Raw genomic sequence first — 16,819 nt, 5'->3', positions numbered from 1 at the left:
TGTGAGACTCAATGAACCTGACAACTGGTGACCTAGCCTTCATCCCGCTTGGCGGGGCGGGGGAGATAGGCATGAACCTCAATGCCTACCGCTGCGACGGACAGTATCTGGCCATCGACTGCGGCATCGGCTTCGGCGGCAATGACAACCCGGAAGCCGAGGTGATGACCCCCGACCCCGCCTGGCTCGCGCAGCGGCGCGACAAGCTGGTGGGCCTCATCATCACCCATGCCCATGAGGACCATATCGGTGCCGTCGCGCATCTCTGGCCGCAGCTGCGCTGCCCCGTCTATGCCGGGCCCTTCGCGGCCTCGGTGCTGCGGCGGAAGCTGGCCGAGGCCAATCTGCTGCATCAGGTGCCGCTGCACACCATTCCGCTCGGTGGCCGCTTCCAGCTCGGGCCTTTCGACCTGAGCTTCATCCGCGTCACCCATTCGGTGCCGGAATCCCAGTCCATCGCCATCCGCACGCCCTATGGCACCGTGCTGCACACCGGTGACTGGAAGTTCGACCCCGAGCCGCTGATCGGCGAGCCCGCCGACCTCGATGCCTTCGCGAAGCTGGGGCAGGAAGGCGTGCTCGCCATGGTCTGCGACAGCACCAATGCCATGGTGGAGGGCCATTCGGGCTCCGAGGCCGAGGTGCGGCGCAACCTGGTGCCGCTGCTGCGGCCGCTGAAGGGGCGGGTGGCCATCACCTGCTTCGCCACCAATGTGGCGCGCGTGGAATCCATCGCGCTGGCAGCCAAGCAGGTGGGGCGCAGGGTGGCGCTCTTCGGCCGCAGCCTGCGCAATGCCGAGGCCTCGGCGCGCGAATGCGGCTATCTGCAGAACGTGCCGCCCTTCATCTCCGAGGATGAGGCGGATGACCTGCCGGACAACGAGCTGCTGATCATCTGCACCGGCAGCCAGGGCGAGCAACGCTCGGCCATGGCCAAGATCGCCGCCGATACGCATCCGCGCATCTCGCTGGGCGAGGGCGACACGGTCATCTTCTCCTCCCGCATGATCCCCGGCAACGAGAAGGCCGTGCTGCGCATGCAGGACGAGCTGGCGCGCGGCGGCTGCCATGTGATGACGGCGGAGGACCATGTGGTCCATGTCACCGGCCATGCCTGCCGGGATGAGATCCGCAAGCTTTACTCGCTGGTGAAGCCGCGCTTCGCCGTGCCGGTGCATGGCGAGTGGCGCCACCTGCAGGAGCACGCCGCCCTGGCGCGCGAGATGGGCAGCACCCCTGTGCTGGTCGAGGATGGCGACATGCTGCGCCTCGCCCCGCTCTCCGGCAATGAGATGCCGGATGTGGTGGAAGGCGTGCCGACCGGCCGCCTGGTGGTGGATGGCGAGCGCCTGCTGCCGCTGGAAGGCCCGGTGCTGGGCGCGCGGCGCAAGATGCTCTTCAACGGCATCGTCGTCGCCTCCCTGGCCGTGGACGGCAATGGCCGCGTGTTGGGCACCCCCAAGGTGTCCGCCCCCGGCCTCTTCGACCAGACGGACCAAGAGCCGGAGCAGATCGCGGCGGACCTCGCCCGCAGCGTGACGGAGCTGCCGGCCAACCTGCGGGCCGAGGACGATACGCTGCGGGAGGCGGCACGGGCCGCGCTGCGCAAGGCGCTGGGCCGCCGGCTGCGCAAGCGCCCCAGCGTCGAGGTGCATCTGCTGCGGGTGTAAGCGCGCCCGGGCAAGATCCTGGCCAGGTGGAAACGCCTGGCCGGGTGAGGCTGCCTTAGCGCAGCCCTGGCGGGACGCTGCCGGCCAGCAGCCCCACCAGCGCCGCCTGCCGCGGCAGGCCGGTCTTGGCCAGCACGGCCGCGATATGCTTGCGCACCGTCTCAACCGAGACACTCAGGCTGCGCGCCAGCTCTTCCGCCGTGCGGCCGGCCGCGATGCCATGGGCCACACGGGCCTCGGCCGGGGTGAGATCGAAGAGGCCCTGGATCACCTCGGCGGCCACCACCGTGCCATGCCGCACCGGCGTCAGCACCAGCAGCGCCATGGCAGTGCTGAAGACATCCCGCGCCGCGCCCCGGATTGGTACCAGATGCGCCACCATGGGCGGCCGCTCCTCCGTGGCTGGCAGGGGGATGGAGCGGGGGGCGCTTTCCGCCTCGTTACGCATGGCCAGCAGCGCGGCGGCCAAGGTCAGGTCGGCCAGCCGGTCGCTGATGGCCAGCCGCTCCTGCCGGTCCTGCAGCACGCTGGGAATCAGTTCCGCCAGAAGCGTATTCATGGCCAGGCCGCGCCCAGAGACGGAGAGCACGGCAGCCGGCAGCCCGATCATCTCCAGCGCCGAGGCGGCGGCATCGATGCGCTCCAGCCGCAGGCGCGCCGATAAAAGGGCGGCGCGCGCCAGGTGCGGCCGCAAGGTGTCCAGCTTGGCGATCACCTCATCCGGAACGGGCCCGGCTTCGCGATTACGCTCGATGGTGACCATCAGCCGATCGCCGGAAGGCGGGTTGATCAGCGTGGCGGCACACCAGCCCAGGCCATGCCGATGCAGGAATTCGCGGTGGTGCTGGCTGGCCGCCAGTTCCTCCGGCGTAAAGAGATGCTGGTCGCCCAGGAAGCCAGGGTGGTCCAGCGCCACCCGGCGCGTGATGCGGTTGTTCTGCGCCATGGCGCCGGTTTCGATGGAGTCCTGCACCACATCGGCCAGGGAAGGGGAGTGCAGAAAGCGGGCCGGGCCCTGCCCGATGCTGTACATGACCGTGCCGCGCGCGCTGGCCAGGGCGCTCAGCGCCTCGAACACCGGCTGCCATCCGGCCGGGTCCATCGCAGCCTCGTAGATCAGGTCCGTCAGCCGCTCCATGCCCTGCTCCTACATGGTTGGCAGCACCGGAGCGGGGTCCAGCGCGGTGGAGAGCCAGTTCAGCCCGAGATGCAGATGCGGCCCCGTCACCCTCCCGGTGGCGCCCACGGCGCCAATGCGCTGGCCCTGCCGCACTTCCTCGCCTTCCTGCACATCCATGGCGGAAAGGTGCGCATACAGGGTGGTGATGCCGTGGCCGTGGTCCAGGATCACCGTGTTGCCGGTGAAATAGAGCGGCATGGCCAGCAGCACGCGGCCGCCGCCCATGGCGGAAACCGGCGTGCCGGTGGGGGCGGCGATATCCAGGCCCAGATGCGGCGCGCGGGGCTCGCCGTTCAGGATGCGCTGGCTGCCATAGACACCGCTGATGCGGGCGCGGGCGGGCCAGATGAAGGGCTGGGCAAAGAAGGGCAGGTCGCTGTTCACCGCCCGAACGGCCGCCAGCCGCTTGCGCTCGGCCTGGATGCGGGCGAGCTGCTGCGCATTGGGGGAGACCATGGCGGGCGGCAGGCCATTCAGCCGGGCGATGTCCCATTCCCGCTTCGCGATGGCCAGCTCGCGTGTTTCGGTGGCGCCGCCGGGGGCGGTGGCGGCCAGCCGCGCCTGCGGCCCGGCCTCCCGCCCGAAGCCAATGGCGAAGCGGCCATCCGGCGCCACCTGCACCGGCTTGCCATCCAGCGTCACCCGGCTGCCTGGCGTCACGCGCCCCAGTGCCAGCCCGCCCTGGGTCAGGCCATCGGGCCCGATGTCCAGCGCCGGCATGGCACTGGCCGCCGGCCGGGGCGCGGCCACCGGCTGGGCGCAGGAGGGCAGGGTGGCCAGCAGCGCCGGCAGCAACAGGAACTGGCGGCGGGCGGTCACAGCAGGGATCCTTGTTCCGGCTTGGGGGTGGGCTTCGCGCGCTTCGGTGGCGGCGGCGGCGCGGTGCCATCGGCGGTGGCGTTCAGCGTGCCATCGTGCAGGGCGATGGAAAGGCGCGCCCCCGGCGCCACGGCGGCGGCGGCGGTGACGGGGTGGCCATCCTCGGTGCGCACCAGGGCGAAGCCGCGTGCCAGCACCCCCTGGTAGGAGGCGCCTTCCAGCCGCGCGCCGAGGCCGGAAAGGTGCAGCCGCGCTTCCCGCATCCGGGCCGCCATGCCGGCGGCGGGGTCGGGGATGCGCGCCAGCCTGGTATGGCCCCGCTGTGTCAGCCGGTGCAGCGCGGCCGTGGCGCGGGTTTCCAGTTGTGTCAGCGCGTGCCGGTGCCCGGCCAGGGTCTCGCGCGGATGCGGCAGGCGCGGCGCGATGGCGTCCAGCGCCGCGCGCTTGCGGTGCAGCAGCGCCACCGGGGCCAGGGCCAGCCGTTCCGCCCGGTCGTCCAGCCGCTGGCGGGCGGCGCCGACCAGTCCGGGCAGATCCGGCATCCGGGCCTCTACGCGGGACAGGCGTAGCCGGGCATGATTCAGTGTCGCTTGCCCACAGGAGAGCAAACGAGCAGAAGTCTGGTCCAGCATCGCCATCAGCTCCGCCTGCGCCGGCACCGCCAGCTCGGCGGCGGCGGTGGGAGTGGGCGCGCGGCGGTCGGCGGCGAAGTCGATCAGCGTGGTATCCGTCTCATGCCCCACCGCCGAGATCAGCGGGATGGGGCAATTGGCGGCGGCACGGACCACGATTTCCTCGTTGAAGGCCATCAGGTCTTCCAGGCTGCCGCCGCCGCGCGCCACGATCACCACATCCGGGCGCGGGATATGCGGGGGCAGCTTGCAGAAGCCCTCGATGGCGGCGGCGATCTGCTCCGCCGCGCCCTGGCCCTGCACCGGCACCGGCCAGAGCAGGATATGGCTGGGGAAGCGCCGGGCGATGGTGGTGCGGATATCCTGGATCACCGCGCCCTTCTCGGAGGAAACCACGCCGATGACGCGCGGCAGCCGGGGCAGGGCGCGCTTGCGCCGCTCGTCGAACAGCCCTTCGGCCGAGAGCTTCTTGCGCAGGGCTTCCACCCGCGCCAGCAGCGCGCCTTCGCCGGCATATTCCAGCCGGTCGATGATGAGCTGGTAGTCCGACCGCTCGCCATAGGCGGAGACCTTGCCGGTGGCGATGACCTCCACCCCGTTCTCGGGCTTCAGGGTCAGGCGCGGCACGGCGAAGCGCCAGATGATGGCGCGGATCTTCGCACCCTCGTCCTTCAGCGCCATGTAGATATGGCCGGAAGGATAGGCCTTCAGCTCGGTGATCTCGCCGCGCACGCGCACGCGGCCGAACTCGCCTTCCAGCGTGCGCTTGATGGCGCCGCTGATCTCGGAGACGGTGAATTCGGGTGTATTGCTGCGCGGCGGCGCTTCGGCGGCGGTGTCCATCGCATCGCAATATGATGCGCCAGCGCGCGGCTGGCGAGTTCCACCTGCGTCACAGATCAACGACCGGCCGATCCGCCATCAGGGCTGACGTTGGCGGCTGGCCATGCTAGCCGCTGCCCGGAATGCCGAGAGGGGTTTTGCTGCGATGAAGGTGCTTCTGGTGGGCGGCGGCGGCCGCGAACATGCCCTGGCCTGGGCGCTCTCGGCCTCGCCGCTGCTGACCAAGCTCTGGTGCGCCCCCGGCAATGCGGGAATCGCCGAGCTTGCCGAATGCGTGGCCATCGGTGCCGAGGACGTGCCCGCCCTGGTGGCCTTCGCGCAGCGGAACGCGGTGGACCTGGTGGTGGTGGGGCCGGAGGCGCCGCTGACGCTGGGCCTGGCCGATGCCTGTGCCGAGGCCGGGTTGCGCTGCTTCGGCCCCTCCGCCGCCGCCGCGAAGCTGGAGGGCAGCAAGACCTTCACGCGGGAAGTGACCACCGCCGCCGGCGTGCCCGGCGCCGAATGGGCACAGTTCGAGGATGCCGAGGCTGCCCGCGCCTATCTGCGCCAGAAAGGGGCGCCGATCGTGGTGAAGGCCGACGGCCTGGCCGCCGGCAAGGGTGTGGTGGTGGCGCAGACGACCGAGGAGGCCGAGGCCGCCATCGCCGACATCATGGAAAGCCGCGTCCATGGCGAGGCCGGCGCGCGCATCCTGCTGGAGGAATGCCTGCTGGGGCAGGAGGTCTCCTTCTTCGCGCTCTGCGACGGCACCACGGCGCTGCCCATGGCCGCCGCCCAGGACCACAAGCGCGTCGGCGACGGCGATACCGGCCCCAATACCGGCGGCATGGGTGCCTATTCCCCGCCGCCCGCCTTCACCCCCGCCCTGGAGGCGGAGGTCATGGACCGCATCGTGCGGCCTTCGCTGGAGGAGATGGCGAAGCGCGGCACGCCTTTCCGCGGCGTGCTCTTCGTCGGCCTGATGCTGACCGAGGCGGGGCCGAAGCTCATCGAGTTCAATGTCCGCTTCGGCGACCCCGAATGCCAGGTGCTGATGCTGCGCCTGCAATCCGACCTGCTGGCCGCCCTGGTCGCCGCCTGTGATGGGGAACTGAACCGCTTCTCCCTGCGCTGGTCCAATGAGGCCGCGATGGTGGTGGTGATGGCTGCCCGGGGCTATCCCGGCAGCTATGTGAAGAACACCGTGATCGAGGGGCTGGAGGATGCCGCCCGCATCCCCGGCGCCCAGGTCTTCCATGCCGGCACGGCGCGGCGGGAGGACGGCGCGCTGGTCGCCACCGGTGGTCGGGTGCTGGGCGTGGCCGGGACCGGCGCCTCCTTGCAACAGGCGCGCGATGCCGCCTATGCCGCCGTGGATGCCATCCGCTGGCCGGAGGGCTTCTGCCGCCGCGACATCGGCTGGCGGGCATTGTGACCCGCCAGGCGGAGACGGTGCCGCATCAATCATGAGGATGCCGCGAGCCTAATGGCCTGACCGGCATCGGGGCGCCGCTGCTTCCTGGCGGCGCCACAGCATCGAGGAAGGGGAGGGCGATGTCCGAGGAGGGCTATCTTCTGCTCGCCACCGGTCCGGACCATTATGTGGAGATGGCGCGCAACCTCGCCGCCTCCATCCGGGTCATGGATGGCACCCGGCGCATCTGCCTGGTGCATGACGAGAATTTCACGCCGCATCCTGAGGACAGAAAGCTCTTCGACGACTTCTCGGTCCTGGAAGACGATCCCCTTTATCCCGGCTTCATGAACAAGATCCGCCTGTTCGGGACCTCGCCTTACCAGCGGGCGATGTTCGTGGACGTGGATTGCCTGCTGATGAAGCGCGACATCGACACCTACTGGGAGATGACGCGCCCTTACCCCTTCGCCATCACCGGCGGCCGCCGTACCTCGGGCGAATGGAAGGGCGCCGATATCGCCAAGCTGCTGCGGCAGGAGGGCGCGCCCTATCTGGTGCAGATGAATTCCGGCGTCTTTGTCTTCGACAAGAGCCCGGCCGCCGCGCGCTTCTTCGAGGGATTGAACGACTATTACCTGCGGCGGCGGGAGCATCTCGGCATCGGCCTGCACCGCGGCAAGCCGGCGCAGACGGATGAGATCTATATCGGCCTCTGGATGGGCCTGAACGGCCTGGACAGCTGCGGCGGCCGGATCGACGAAGGCTCCTGGATGGTGTCCACCTGGCGGGCCTTCGGCATGCGCTTCAACCCGCGCCGCGGCTCCTCCGTGCTCCGCAAGCCCAAGCGCAGCATTGCCGGCATCCCGAACCCGCTCGGTGGCTGGGACCGCATCAGCCCCAGCTTCGTGCATTTCATCGGCCTGAAGCCCAACCGGCACTACAGCCGGCTGTCCCGCTACTTCCGCGAGGCCTGCGGCGCCTGACCGCCCGCTTCAGAACAGCGCCAGTTGCACCGCCTCGCCCGGCTTCGGCGGCACGGCGAAAAGGTCGCAGCGCAACCCTTCCGGCCCGGTATGGCCCTGCTGCCGGCGGTCCAGCCCCAACCGGCGCGTCGCGACCTGGAAGCGGCGGCCCAGCATCTCGGCATAAGGGCCGCTGCCGGTCTGGCGCTGGCCGAAGCGGCTATCATAGGTCTCGCCGCCCCGGGTCTGGCGCACCAGGGCCATGACCTTGGCGGCGCGATCCGGCATGTGCTGGTGCAGCCAGGCCTCGAAGATCTCGCCCAGTTCCAGCGGCAGGCGCAGCAGCACATAGCCGGCGCGGTCGGCGCCCTGGCTGGCGGCGCGTTCCAGGATGCGCTCCAGCTCCATGTCGTTCACCGCCGGGATCATCGGCGCCGCCAGCACCGCCACCGGGATGCCCGCTTCCGTCAGCCGCGCGATGGCATCAAGCCGCCGCTCGGGGGTGGAGGCGCGCGGTTCCAGGCTGCGCGCCAGCTTGGCATCCAGCGTGGTGACGGAGAGGCAAACCCGCGCCAGCCCGCGCGCCGCCATGCGGGAGAGGATGTCGATATCCCGCAGCACGCCGGCCGATTTCGTCACCACCGCGACGGGGTGGTTGAACTGCTCCAGCACCTCCAGCACCGCGCGGGTCAGCTTCAGCGTGCGCTCCACCGGCTGGTAGGGGTCGGTATTGGAGCCCAGCGCCACCGGCGCGGCCGTGTAGCCCGGCTTGCGCAGCGCCGCTTCCAGCAGCTCCGCGATCTGCGGCTTGAAGAGCAGCTTGGTCTCGAAATCCAGGCCGGGGGAGAAGCCGAGATAGGCATGCGTCGGCCGCGCGAAGCAATAGACGCAGCCATGCTCGCAGCCCCGATAGGGATTGATGGAGCGGTCGAAGCCGATGTCGGGCGACTTGTTCCAGGCCAGCGCCGTGCGGCTGCTGTCGCGGATCAGGGTGGTGGCCAGCGGCGGCAGCTCGGCCGCCTCGTCCTCCAGGGTGTCCCAGCCATCGTCGAAGGCCACGGTGTTGTGGCGGTCGAAGCGGATGGCGGGATTGGTGATGGCGCCCCGCCCCTTGCGCGCACCGGGCAGCAGGGCGGAGGCGTCGTGGAAGCTGCCCTCCGGCATGCCGCGTTCCCCGTTCGTTCGGGCCGATCCTGGCGCCGGCGGGGGGCGAGAGTCAAGAACATCGATAGAACGGTTGGTTAACGGCCTGTCCGCAGATTCGAGATCACATCAGGAACATCGGGAGGCACGGCTCAGGCGCCAGCCTTCAGGTGCTCCTGCAGGCGCGGCATCAGCTCCACCAGGTTGCAGGGCTTGTGGCGGATATCGAGCTGGAAGCGCAGGATATCGTCCCACCCGTCCCGCACCGCGCCGGAGGAGCCGGGCAGGGCGAACAGGTAGGTGCCGCCCGCCACGCCGCCGATGGCGCGGGACTGGATCGTGCTGGTGCCGATCTTCTGGTAGCTGAGCATGCGGAACAGCTCCCCGAAGCCGGTGATCTCCTTTTCCAGCACGCGGGAGAAGGCCTCGGGCGTCACGTCGCGGCCGGTGATGCCGGTGCCGCCGGTGGTGATGCCGACATCCACCTCCGGGTCCGCCACCCAGCGGCGCAGCACGGCCTCGATGGCATCGGCCTCGTCCCGCACGATGCGGCGGGAATGCACCACATGCCCGGCGGCCGCCACGCGGTCCGCCAGCAACTGGCCGGACTTGTCGGTGGACAGGTCGCGGGTGTCGGAGACCGTCAGGATGGCGATATTGACCGGCAGGAAGGTCAGGCTTTCGTCGATCGGCATGGGGCGGCTCGGCTCCCGGAGCATTCTGTTGCGGAGGGCATCTTCACCCGCCCGGGCGGCGCCGCCTGGCCAGGAGCTGCCCTAGGGACAGGCGTCCCAGTTCACCTGGTTCCGGCCCGCGCGCTTGGCGCCATAGAGGCAGGCATCGGCGGCGGAAATCAAGGCCTCGGGCTCCGCGTGCCTGGTGCTGCCGGCGATGCCGGCGCTGAAGGTGACGCGGAAGGGGCCCTGCGCGCCATCGAAGGGCGTGGCGGAGAAACGCTCGCGGATGCGGCTCATCTGCGCGGCGGCGGCGGCGGGTGGCGTGCCGAGCAGCAGCACCGCGAATTCCTCGCCGCCATAGCGGCCCACCACATCGGTGCGGCGCAGGTGCTTCTGCAGGCTGCGCGCCAGGCCGCGGATCACCCGGTCCCCCACCAGATGGCCATGGGTGTCATTGACCGACTTGAAGTGGTCGAGGTCGATGATGGCCAGGCTCAGCTCGCCGCCCTCGCGCTTCGCGCGCTCCAGCTCCAGCGCCAGCCGCTCCTTGAAGCGGGCGTGGTTCAGCAGGCCGGTCAGGCTGTCGCTTTCCATCACGGCGCGCAGCGAGCGCGCGCGTTCCGCCCGCAGCCGCACCAGCGTCACCAGCCGGTCGAGATCCACGGGCTTGGGGATGAAATCGTCGCCGCCCAGCCGCCGGGCCAGGATCTGCCGGCTGGTATCCTGCTCGGCGGACAGAAAGACGATGGGCACGGAGAGATGCCGCCGGGTCTGGCGGATCACACGCGCCAGCTCGATGCCATCCACGCCCGGCATCTGCACATCCATCAGGATCAGGTCCGGCTGGGCGGCGGAAAGGGCGTCGATGGCGCGGGAAGGGTCGCTGACCAGCGTCACCGCCATGCCGGCGCGACGCAGCGCCAGGGCATAGGCTTCCGCCAGCAGCGGGTCGTCATCCACCACCAGGATGGAATAGCGCATGTCCCGGCCCTGGCCGGCGAAATGGTCCAGCCAGTCGGCCAGCTCGTTCACCTCCAGCGGCTTGGCCACCACGGCGGCCACGCCGGCACGGGCGGCGGCCAGGCGGACAGGGAAGCTGCCCTGCTCGGCCAGCAGCACCACCGGGCAGCGGCCGGACAGCGCGGCGCAGATCTCCAGCGCATCGGGCAGGCTGTCATCCACCACGGCGGCGGTCAGGCGGCGCTGCGGCTGCGCGGCCAGCCCTTCCAGCCCGTCCACCTGCTCCAGCGGGTAGCCCAGGTTGCCCACCACGGCGGAAAGCGCCGCCATCTCCGGCGGCAGGGCGAAGAGGAAGACGGCCTCGGCGCCCTCCTGCTCCCGCGTCGTAGCGGCCTCGGCCTGCGGCGCGCCGCGCTGGGCCGGGCCGGCCATCCAGGCCTGGTGCACGGCCTGCACCAGTTGCGTGGTCTGGCCCATCTGCTCGGAACGGTCGGCCCCGCCGTCGCTCAGGCCCAGCAGCATCACCTCCAGCGGCGCGGCGGCGGCGGAGATGGCGGGGAAGTCGAAGGTGCCGCCGGCACCGGCCAGCCGGTGCGCGGCGGAGGCCAGGCTGCGAGCGCCCTGCCGCGCTTCCTCGTCCCAGGCCGGAAGGGCGGCGAGGCTGGACCAGCCGGCCACCACCTCCTCCACCCGCTCGCCCAGCCTTTGCACGCCCTCGGCGCGCAGGCGGCGCAGCGCGTCGCGGATCTCGTCCTCGGCGGCGTCAGCCATTGCGGCGCTCCCAGATCCCGCGCACCGAGGCCGCCAGGGTCATCGGGTCGAAGGGCTTGGAGATCACGTCCAGGCTGCCCAGCTCCCGGTAGCGGCTGACTTCCTGCGGTTGCACCTTGGCGGTCATGAAGACAGCCGGCACATCGGCAATCTCGGGCAGCTCCCGCAGCCGGGCCAGGGTGGTGGGGCCGTCCATGCCGGGCATCATCACGTCCAGCAGCAGCAGTTGCGGCGCGAAGGCCACGGCCTTCTCCAGCGCTTCCTCGCCGGAGGCGCAGGCCTCCACGGTGAACTTGCCCACCATCTTCAGCGCGAAGGTGGCGACCTTCCGCACATCGGCATCGTCCTCCACATAGAGGATGCGGCTCAGCGGCATGTCGCTCACGGCAGGTTCTCCCGGGATGCCGCTTCCGGTGCTGGCGTGGGCGGCAGGCTCTCGATCAGGTGGCGGATGGTGTTGTGCAGTTCCTGGTTGGCCGTGCGGCTCTTGACCAGGGAGGCAGCGACATGGCGCGCCGTGCCGGGGTCGTAGTCGCTGGCGGAGAAGATCAGCACCGGCGGCGGCTTCGGCAGGTTGCGCATCTCGGCCAGCAGGTCCAGGCCGCTGCCATCCGGCAGGCCGACATCGACGATCACCAGCGCGAAATTCTGGTCGCGCGACAGGATGGTTCTCGCATCGGTCAGGCTGCGGGCGGCGATCATCTCCGCCTCGTCGCCCATCACAGCCGAGACGACGCGCAGGATGTCCTGGTCATCCTCCACATGCAGGATGCGGGCGGGGCGGTCGGAGGAATGCAGCGCCTGGCGCAGCGCCTCCCGCAGCCGGAACTGGTCGATCGGCTTGTCCAGCCAATCCACCACGCCCACCGCGTCGCCATTGAGCTGCACCTTGCCGCGCTCGGCGATGGCGGAGATCACGATCACCGGCAGGGCACGGCCGTCCGGCCGCTGGCGCAGCCGGCGGAAGAGGGAAAGCCCGTCCTCGTCCGGCAGCATCAGGTCCAGGGTCATGGCGTCGAAATGGGCGCGGTCCAGGCTTTCGAAAGCCTCGGCGGCATTGCGCGCCACCTCGCTGTCCCAGCCATGCTGGCCCAGGATGCGGCTGAGCAGCAGCGCCACATCGGCATCGTCCTCCACCACCAGGGCGCGGCGGCGGCCCTGGCTTGTGGCGGGGGCCTCGGCCGCCTGCAGGCGCGTCAGGCGCTCCGCCAGGCGAGGCAGGGTGAACCAGAAGGTGGTGCCGCCATCGGCCGCATCCTCGAAGCCGATGGCCCCGGCGTGATGCTCCACGATGGCCTTGCTGATGGAAAGGCCGAGGCCCGTGCCGCCCTTCTGCCGCACATCGGAGGAATCCGCCTGGGCGAAGCGCTGGAAGATGCGGTCGCGGAACTCGGGCGGGATGCCCTTGCCATGGTCGCGCACGCAGAAGGTGACGCTGCCGGCATCCGAGGCGAGCGAGACTTCCACCGTGCCGCCCTGCGGCGAGAACTTGGCGGCATTGGAGAGCAGATTGGCCAGCACCTGCTGGATGCGCGTGGCATCGGCATAGACGGCGGCATCCCCCGCCTCCTCCACCTGCAACGCGAAGCCGACGCCGAACTGCGCGCCATAGGCGCGGTTGGCTTCCACCGCCTGTTCCAGCAGGCGGCGGGCATCCTGCCGCTCCCGCCGGAATTCCAGGCGGCCGCTCTCGATCTTCTCCATGTCCAGGATGTCGTTGACCAGCAGCACCAGGCGCTCGCTGTTGTTGTGCGCGATCTCCAGCAGCTCACGCACCTCATCCGACAACTCGCCGGCCACGCCGCCCACCACCAGCCCCAGCGAGGCGCGGATGGAGGTCAGCGGCGTCCGCAACTCATGGCTGACGGTGGAGACGAATTCGCTCTTCAACTGTTCCAGCCGCCGCCGCTCCGTCACGTCGCGCAGCACGCAGACGGAGGCGTTGCCCTCCGCATCCGCATAGCTGCCGACCGAGATATCGGCGGGGAAGGTGGTGCCATCCGGGCGCAGCGCCGTCACCTCGCCGGAGCGCGTGCCATAGGCCGGCACGAAATCCTGGATGGGGCGGCCGACCATATCCTCGGCGGGCAGACCGAACTGCTGGCTGGCGGCGGCATTGGCCACAGCGACCTCGCTGCGCGAATCGACCAGCAAGATGGGGTCGCGGGCATGGTCCAGGATGGATCGCAGCCGCCCCTGGCTGGCTGTCAGGGCGGCATGGGCCGCCTCGATCTCGCGCTGGGAGCGTTCCAGCGCCTCGTAACGCTCCGCGCTGCCACGCAGGTGGCGGTAGAGCGCCAGCAGCCCAAGGCCGCCCGAGAGCAGGGCGAAGGCCAGCAGCGCGCCGAAGAGCCAGACCAGCCACCCGACCGTGGCGCCGGCCTGCTCCTTGCGGGCGGCCAGCAGCGCGCGCTCATGCTCGATCATCTCGTCGCACATCTGCTTCAGCTGGCGCCGCATCTGCCCGGCCTCGCGCACCAGCGCCGTCAGGTCCTGCGGCAGGCCCTGCCGCCGTTCCTCCACCGAGTTCCGCAGCACCAGGGCGAGGCGGTCCAGAGCATCCTCGAACTTCGCCGCGCGCCGGGTCTGCACGGGGCTGTCCGCGACCAGCCGGCGCAGGGTGGTGGTCAGCTCACGGGTGAGCTCCAGCACCGTGTCGAGATTGGAGTTCTGCCCGCCGGTGGTCAGCGCCTGGTTACGCTCGCCGACCGCCTCCATCACACCGACCTGGGTCTCCAGCAGCGTGTCGATCACCGCATGGGTATGGCTGACCATGTTGCGCTGGGTGATGCCATTATCGAGCACCCACCAGGAGGTGGCACCACCCCCTGCCAGGATCAGCATCAGCGCGGCTGCGCCGGCCAGGATCGCTGCACGGATATTGGAGTAACGGCTTCCCATGGTTCGCGGCACCTCGTGCGGCAACTTCCCTGGCGCGGAACTGCGGAGGGTGACGGTCGGGCGGCGGACTATGCACGATCAATTTTACGGCGCAACCAAGGAGAATGTTTCGCCAAGCGTTCAAAGAATAACGTTCAGCGAAAAACATCGGCCGTGAGCCAGGGGGCCACCGGCTATGCCGGTGGCCCCCTGGGCCGTTCAGCGGGCGACGGTGCGGCGCAGCCCCGGCGGATCGGCGCGGCCGGTGCCAGATGCCATCATGCGCGTGCCGAAGCCCTCGGCATGAGGATGGAAGCGGGGGAAATCGCCCCGTGCCAGCGCATCCAGACTGGGGGCGGGAAGGCCCAGCCGGCTGGCATAGATCCAGGAATAGGCGAGCACACGCTGCACATAGGCCCGCGTCTCGCCCACCGGGATAGCCTCGATGAACAGGAAGGGGTCATCCCGGTGCGATGCCGCCGGCGCCCAGCGCGCCAGGTTGCCGGGGCCGTTGTTATAGGCCGCCAGCACGCGGATCAGGTCGCCATCCACCACATCCTGGGTCACCAGCATGTGAAGGTAACGCTGCGCCACGTTCAGCGAGAAGGCGGGGTCGTTCAGCCGTCCGATGCCGCCGCCGCGCAGGCTGGAGTCGCCAACCACCCAGGCCGCCGTCGCCGGCATGATCTGCATCAGGCCGCGCGCGCCGGCGGGGGAGACGGCGCGGGCATCGAAGCGCGATTCCTGCAGGGCCAGCGCATAGATCAGCGAGGGGTCCACGCTGAAGCCGCCCGAGGGCTTCAATGGCGGCATGGGGAAGCGGTCATAGTCGCGCGGGCGGCCATCGGTGGTCTGGGCCAGCGCCGCCACCTGGGCGGCGAGGTCGGTCAGACCGGCATCCCGCGCCACGGCCAGCATGGCGCCGGACAGGCTCGGATTGTTCTGCGCGATGGGCCAGAGGCGGCGCAGCTCGGCCTCCGCCTTGTCCCGCTGGCCGATCTGCAGCAGCGCCAGGGCGCGCCAGCCGGCGGCGGTCTCGGCCAGGGCCACGCCCTCGGCCTCGCCGGTCACTTCCTTCTCCCAGGCGAAGCCGGGGGCCAGGCCCAGCACGCGTCGGGCGATCAGGCCATAGAAGGTGCGCGGCTCCTGCGCCGCCTGGAGCATCCAGGGGACATAAAGCTGCGGCCGGCGGGTCCGGACCGCCGCGCGCGCCGTCCAGAAGGCGGCGGCGGCGCGCAGGGCGGGCGGGCCGATCTCGGCGCGCGCCGCGGCCTCGAAGAGCACCAGGGCACGGTCAGGGCGGCCCATGCCCCAGGCGGAAAGCCCGGCCACGAAGGCGGGATGGGCGATATTGGGGTTCTGCTTGGCCACCTCGGCGGCGAGGCGATAGGCGTCCTCGTCCCGCGCCTGGTGGAAGAGCGTCAGCGCCACCTCGCCCTGCAGCAACGCGGCGTAGGTGCCGCTGGCGCCACGGGTGATGGCCGCCAGGGCGCCATCGACATCGCCGTCCGAGGCACGCGAACGCACGGTGCGGTCCAGCCGGGCATCGCGCTGCACGCTGCGGCTGCTGGGGTCGCTTTCCTCCGGCACCGTCTCCGCATCGGCGGCCAGGGAATGATCCGGGGGGGCTGGCGGCTGCGGCGCGCCCTGCGGCAGGCGGCGGCGCAGCAGCGCGTGGATCTGGGTTACCGCGGGATGGTCGGAATGGTCGGCCAGCCAGCTGGAAAGCTCGGCCAGGGAAGGCTCAGGGCCACCCGGGCGCAGCCAGCGGTCGGCCAGGACATGGCCCATCAGCCGGCGGTCATCCAGACGCTCGGCCTCACGAGTGGCAGTGGCAAAATCTCCCCGCGCCTGAAGCTCGAAAACCCGCGCGAGGCGCGCGGCATCCGAGGGGGCCAGAACCTGCGGCAGGCCCGCCACTCCGTTGCGGAGGGTGGGTCTGGGCAGGCTCATCGCCCGTTCGACGGGGGCGGTCTCTCCGGCCCCTTGCGCCACAGCCGGCGCCTGAACGCCGAAGGTGGACGTCGCCGCGACACCGAGGCCCAGAAGGGCGGTACGGGCGCGACGCAGGGCCATGGGGTAGATCGCTTGCATGGCGCTGAAGGCGATAACGGCCTTCTACCATGCGGGGCAACTCCGATTACCGGGAAGAATCCCATGAAATGAGACAAACGGCAGGATTAACAGCGGTTTCGGGGCCGAAGTTGCGTCACTTTTTGTTTAGTCTTGTCGCTCCGAACCCACTGCGTCCGATTCGATGCTGCGGCGCAGCAGTAACAGATCGGCCCAGGATTCGCGCTTGGCCGCCGGATTGCGGAGCAGATAGGCCGGGTGCCAGGTGGGCAGGGCGGGCAGGGGGCCGGCATCGGTCGGCAGGTCGTGCCAGCGGCCGCGCAACCGGGTGATGCCATCCTTGGCCCGCAGCAGCGACTTGGCCGCCACGCCGCCCAGCAGCACCAGCCGCTTCGGCCGCGCCAGCGCGATATGGCGCAGCACGAAAGGCAGGAAGAGCGTGATCTCGGCATCCGTGGGGGTGCGGTTACCGGGTGGGCGCCAGGGCAATATATTACTGATGTAAAAGCTGCTTTGCAGATTTGCTGCATGGCGGTCGAGGCCAATGCTTGCCAGCATGCGGTCCAGCAACTGGCCGGACACGCCGACGAAGGGCCGACCCTGGCGGTCCTCATCGGCGCCAGGGGCCTCGCCCAGCAGCATGATGGGGGCGCCGGGCTGGCCATCGGCGAAGACCAGGTTGGTGGCGGTCTCGCGCAGCGGCGTATCCACCTGCGCCATGGCCTCCCGCAGCGCCTCCAGGCTGTGGGCGCTGGCGGCGAGGCCGGCGGCGGTGGCGGCGGCGGGCAGGGGCAGCACGGCGGCGGCACGGCG

At 70.3% G+C, this 16,819-nt stretch carries 13 protein-coding genes; 3 read left to right on the top strand and 10 right to left on the bottom strand.

The window, feature by feature from the left end; translation table 11 throughout:
* The first annotated feature begins 11 nt into the window (after positions 1–11).
* A complete protein-coding gene (locus IBL25_RS05805; RefSeq protein WP_187777614.1) occupies positions 12–1,670 on the top strand; it encodes a ribonuclease J in 1,659 nt (552 codons plus the stop codon).
* Between the two features lie 55 nt (positions 1,671–1,725).
* On the opposite strand, the gene IBL25_RS05800 is transcribed toward IBL25_RS05805, so the two are convergent.
* The 3 genes from IBL25_RS05800 to xseA are packed head-to-tail and all read right to left on the bottom strand — an operon-like array spanning position 1,726 to position 5,144.
* The gene (locus tag IBL25_RS05800; protein WP_187777613.1) at positions 1,726–2,808 is read right to left on the bottom strand and encodes a helix-turn-helix transcriptional regulator; all 1,083 of its coding nucleotides are present in this window, start codon (positions 2,806–2,808) and stop codon (positions 1,726–1,728) included.
* A gap of 9 nt (positions 2,809–2,817) precedes the next feature.
* Complete coding sequence (locus IBL25_RS05795; RefSeq protein WP_187777612.1) at positions 2,818–3,669, bottom strand: M23 family metallopeptidase; 852 nt, start codon at positions 3,667–3,669, stop codon at positions 2,818–2,820.
* Complete coding sequence (xseA, locus tag IBL25_RS05790; protein ID WP_187777611.1) at positions 3,666–5,144, bottom strand: exodeoxyribonuclease VII large subunit; 1,479 nt, start codon at positions 5,142–5,144, stop codon at positions 3,666–3,668. Before xseA ends, IBL25_RS05795 begins: the two co-directional genes overlap by 4 nt.
* A gap of 145 nt (positions 5,145–5,289) precedes the next feature.
* On the opposite strand from xseA, the gene purD reads away from it, so the two are divergent.
* On the top strand, positions 5,290–6,558 hold the full coding sequence (purD, locus tag IBL25_RS05785; protein WP_187777610.1) for a phosphoribosylamine--glycine ligase: 1,269 nt from the start codon (positions 5,290–5,292) through the stop codon (positions 6,556–6,558).
* Positions 6,559–6,677: 119 nt separating this feature from the next.
* A complete protein-coding gene (locus IBL25_RS05780) occupies positions 6,678–7,523 on the top strand; it encodes a glycosyltransferase family protein (protein WP_187777609.1) in 846 nt (281 codons plus the stop codon).
* Between the two features lie 9 nt (positions 7,524–7,532).
* Here the strand turns inward: IBL25_RS05780 and IBL25_RS05775 are convergent, their stop codons facing one another.
* The 7 genes from IBL25_RS05775 to IBL25_RS05745 all read right to left on the bottom strand — a co-directional run.
* Positions 7,533–8,666, bottom strand: a complete 1,134-nt coding sequence (locus IBL25_RS05775) for a PA0069 family radical SAM protein (protein ID WP_187777608.1) — start codon at positions 8,664–8,666, stop codon at positions 7,533–7,535.
* Between the two features lie 131 nt (positions 8,667–8,797).
* Positions 8,798–9,340 carry a molybdenum cofactor biosynthesis protein B gene (gene moaB / locus IBL25_RS05770; protein ID WP_187777607.1) on the bottom strand — a complete coding sequence of 181 codons (543 nt, stop codon included), beginning with the start codon at positions 9,338–9,340 and terminating at the stop codon, positions 8,798–8,800.
* Between the two features lie 81 nt (positions 9,341–9,421).
* Entirely contained in the window at positions 9,422–11,053 is a 1,632-nt protein-coding gene (locus IBL25_RS05765; RefSeq protein ID WP_187777606.1) for a GGDEF domain-containing protein, read from the bottom strand.
* Positions 11,046–11,429, bottom strand: coding sequence for a response regulator (locus IBL25_RS05760; protein ID WP_187777647.1), 384 nt, complete (start codon positions 11,427–11,429; stop codon positions 11,046–11,048). The genes IBL25_RS05765 and IBL25_RS05760 overlap by 8 nt, the downstream gene beginning before the upstream one ends.
* 5 nt (positions 11,430–11,434) lie before the next feature.
* Positions 11,435–13,954 carry an ATP-binding protein gene (locus IBL25_RS05755; protein WP_187777605.1) on the bottom strand — a complete coding sequence of 840 codons (2,520 nt, stop codon included), beginning with the start codon at positions 13,952–13,954 and terminating at the stop codon, positions 11,435–11,437.
* A 198-nt stretch (positions 13,955–14,152) separates the two neighbouring features.
* The gene (locus IBL25_RS05750) at positions 14,153–16,009 is read right to left on the bottom strand and encodes a lytic transglycosylase domain-containing protein (protein ID WP_187777604.1); all 1,857 of its coding nucleotides are present in this window, start codon (positions 16,007–16,009) and stop codon (positions 14,153–14,155) included.
* A gap of 144 nt (positions 16,010–16,153) precedes the next feature.
* Positions 16,154–16,819: uracil-DNA glycosylase (locus tag IBL25_RS05745; protein ID WP_187777603.1), on the bottom strand; the 666-nt coding region annotated here is incomplete at its 5' end.

The sequence above is a fragment of the Pseudoroseomonas ludipueritiae genome, assembly GCF_014490445.1.
GTDB lineage: Bacteria > Pseudomonadota > Alphaproteobacteria > Acetobacterales > Acetobacteraceae > Pseudoroseomonas > Pseudoroseomonas ludipueritiae.
This window is presented reverse-complemented; position numbering and strand designations above follow the sequence as displayed.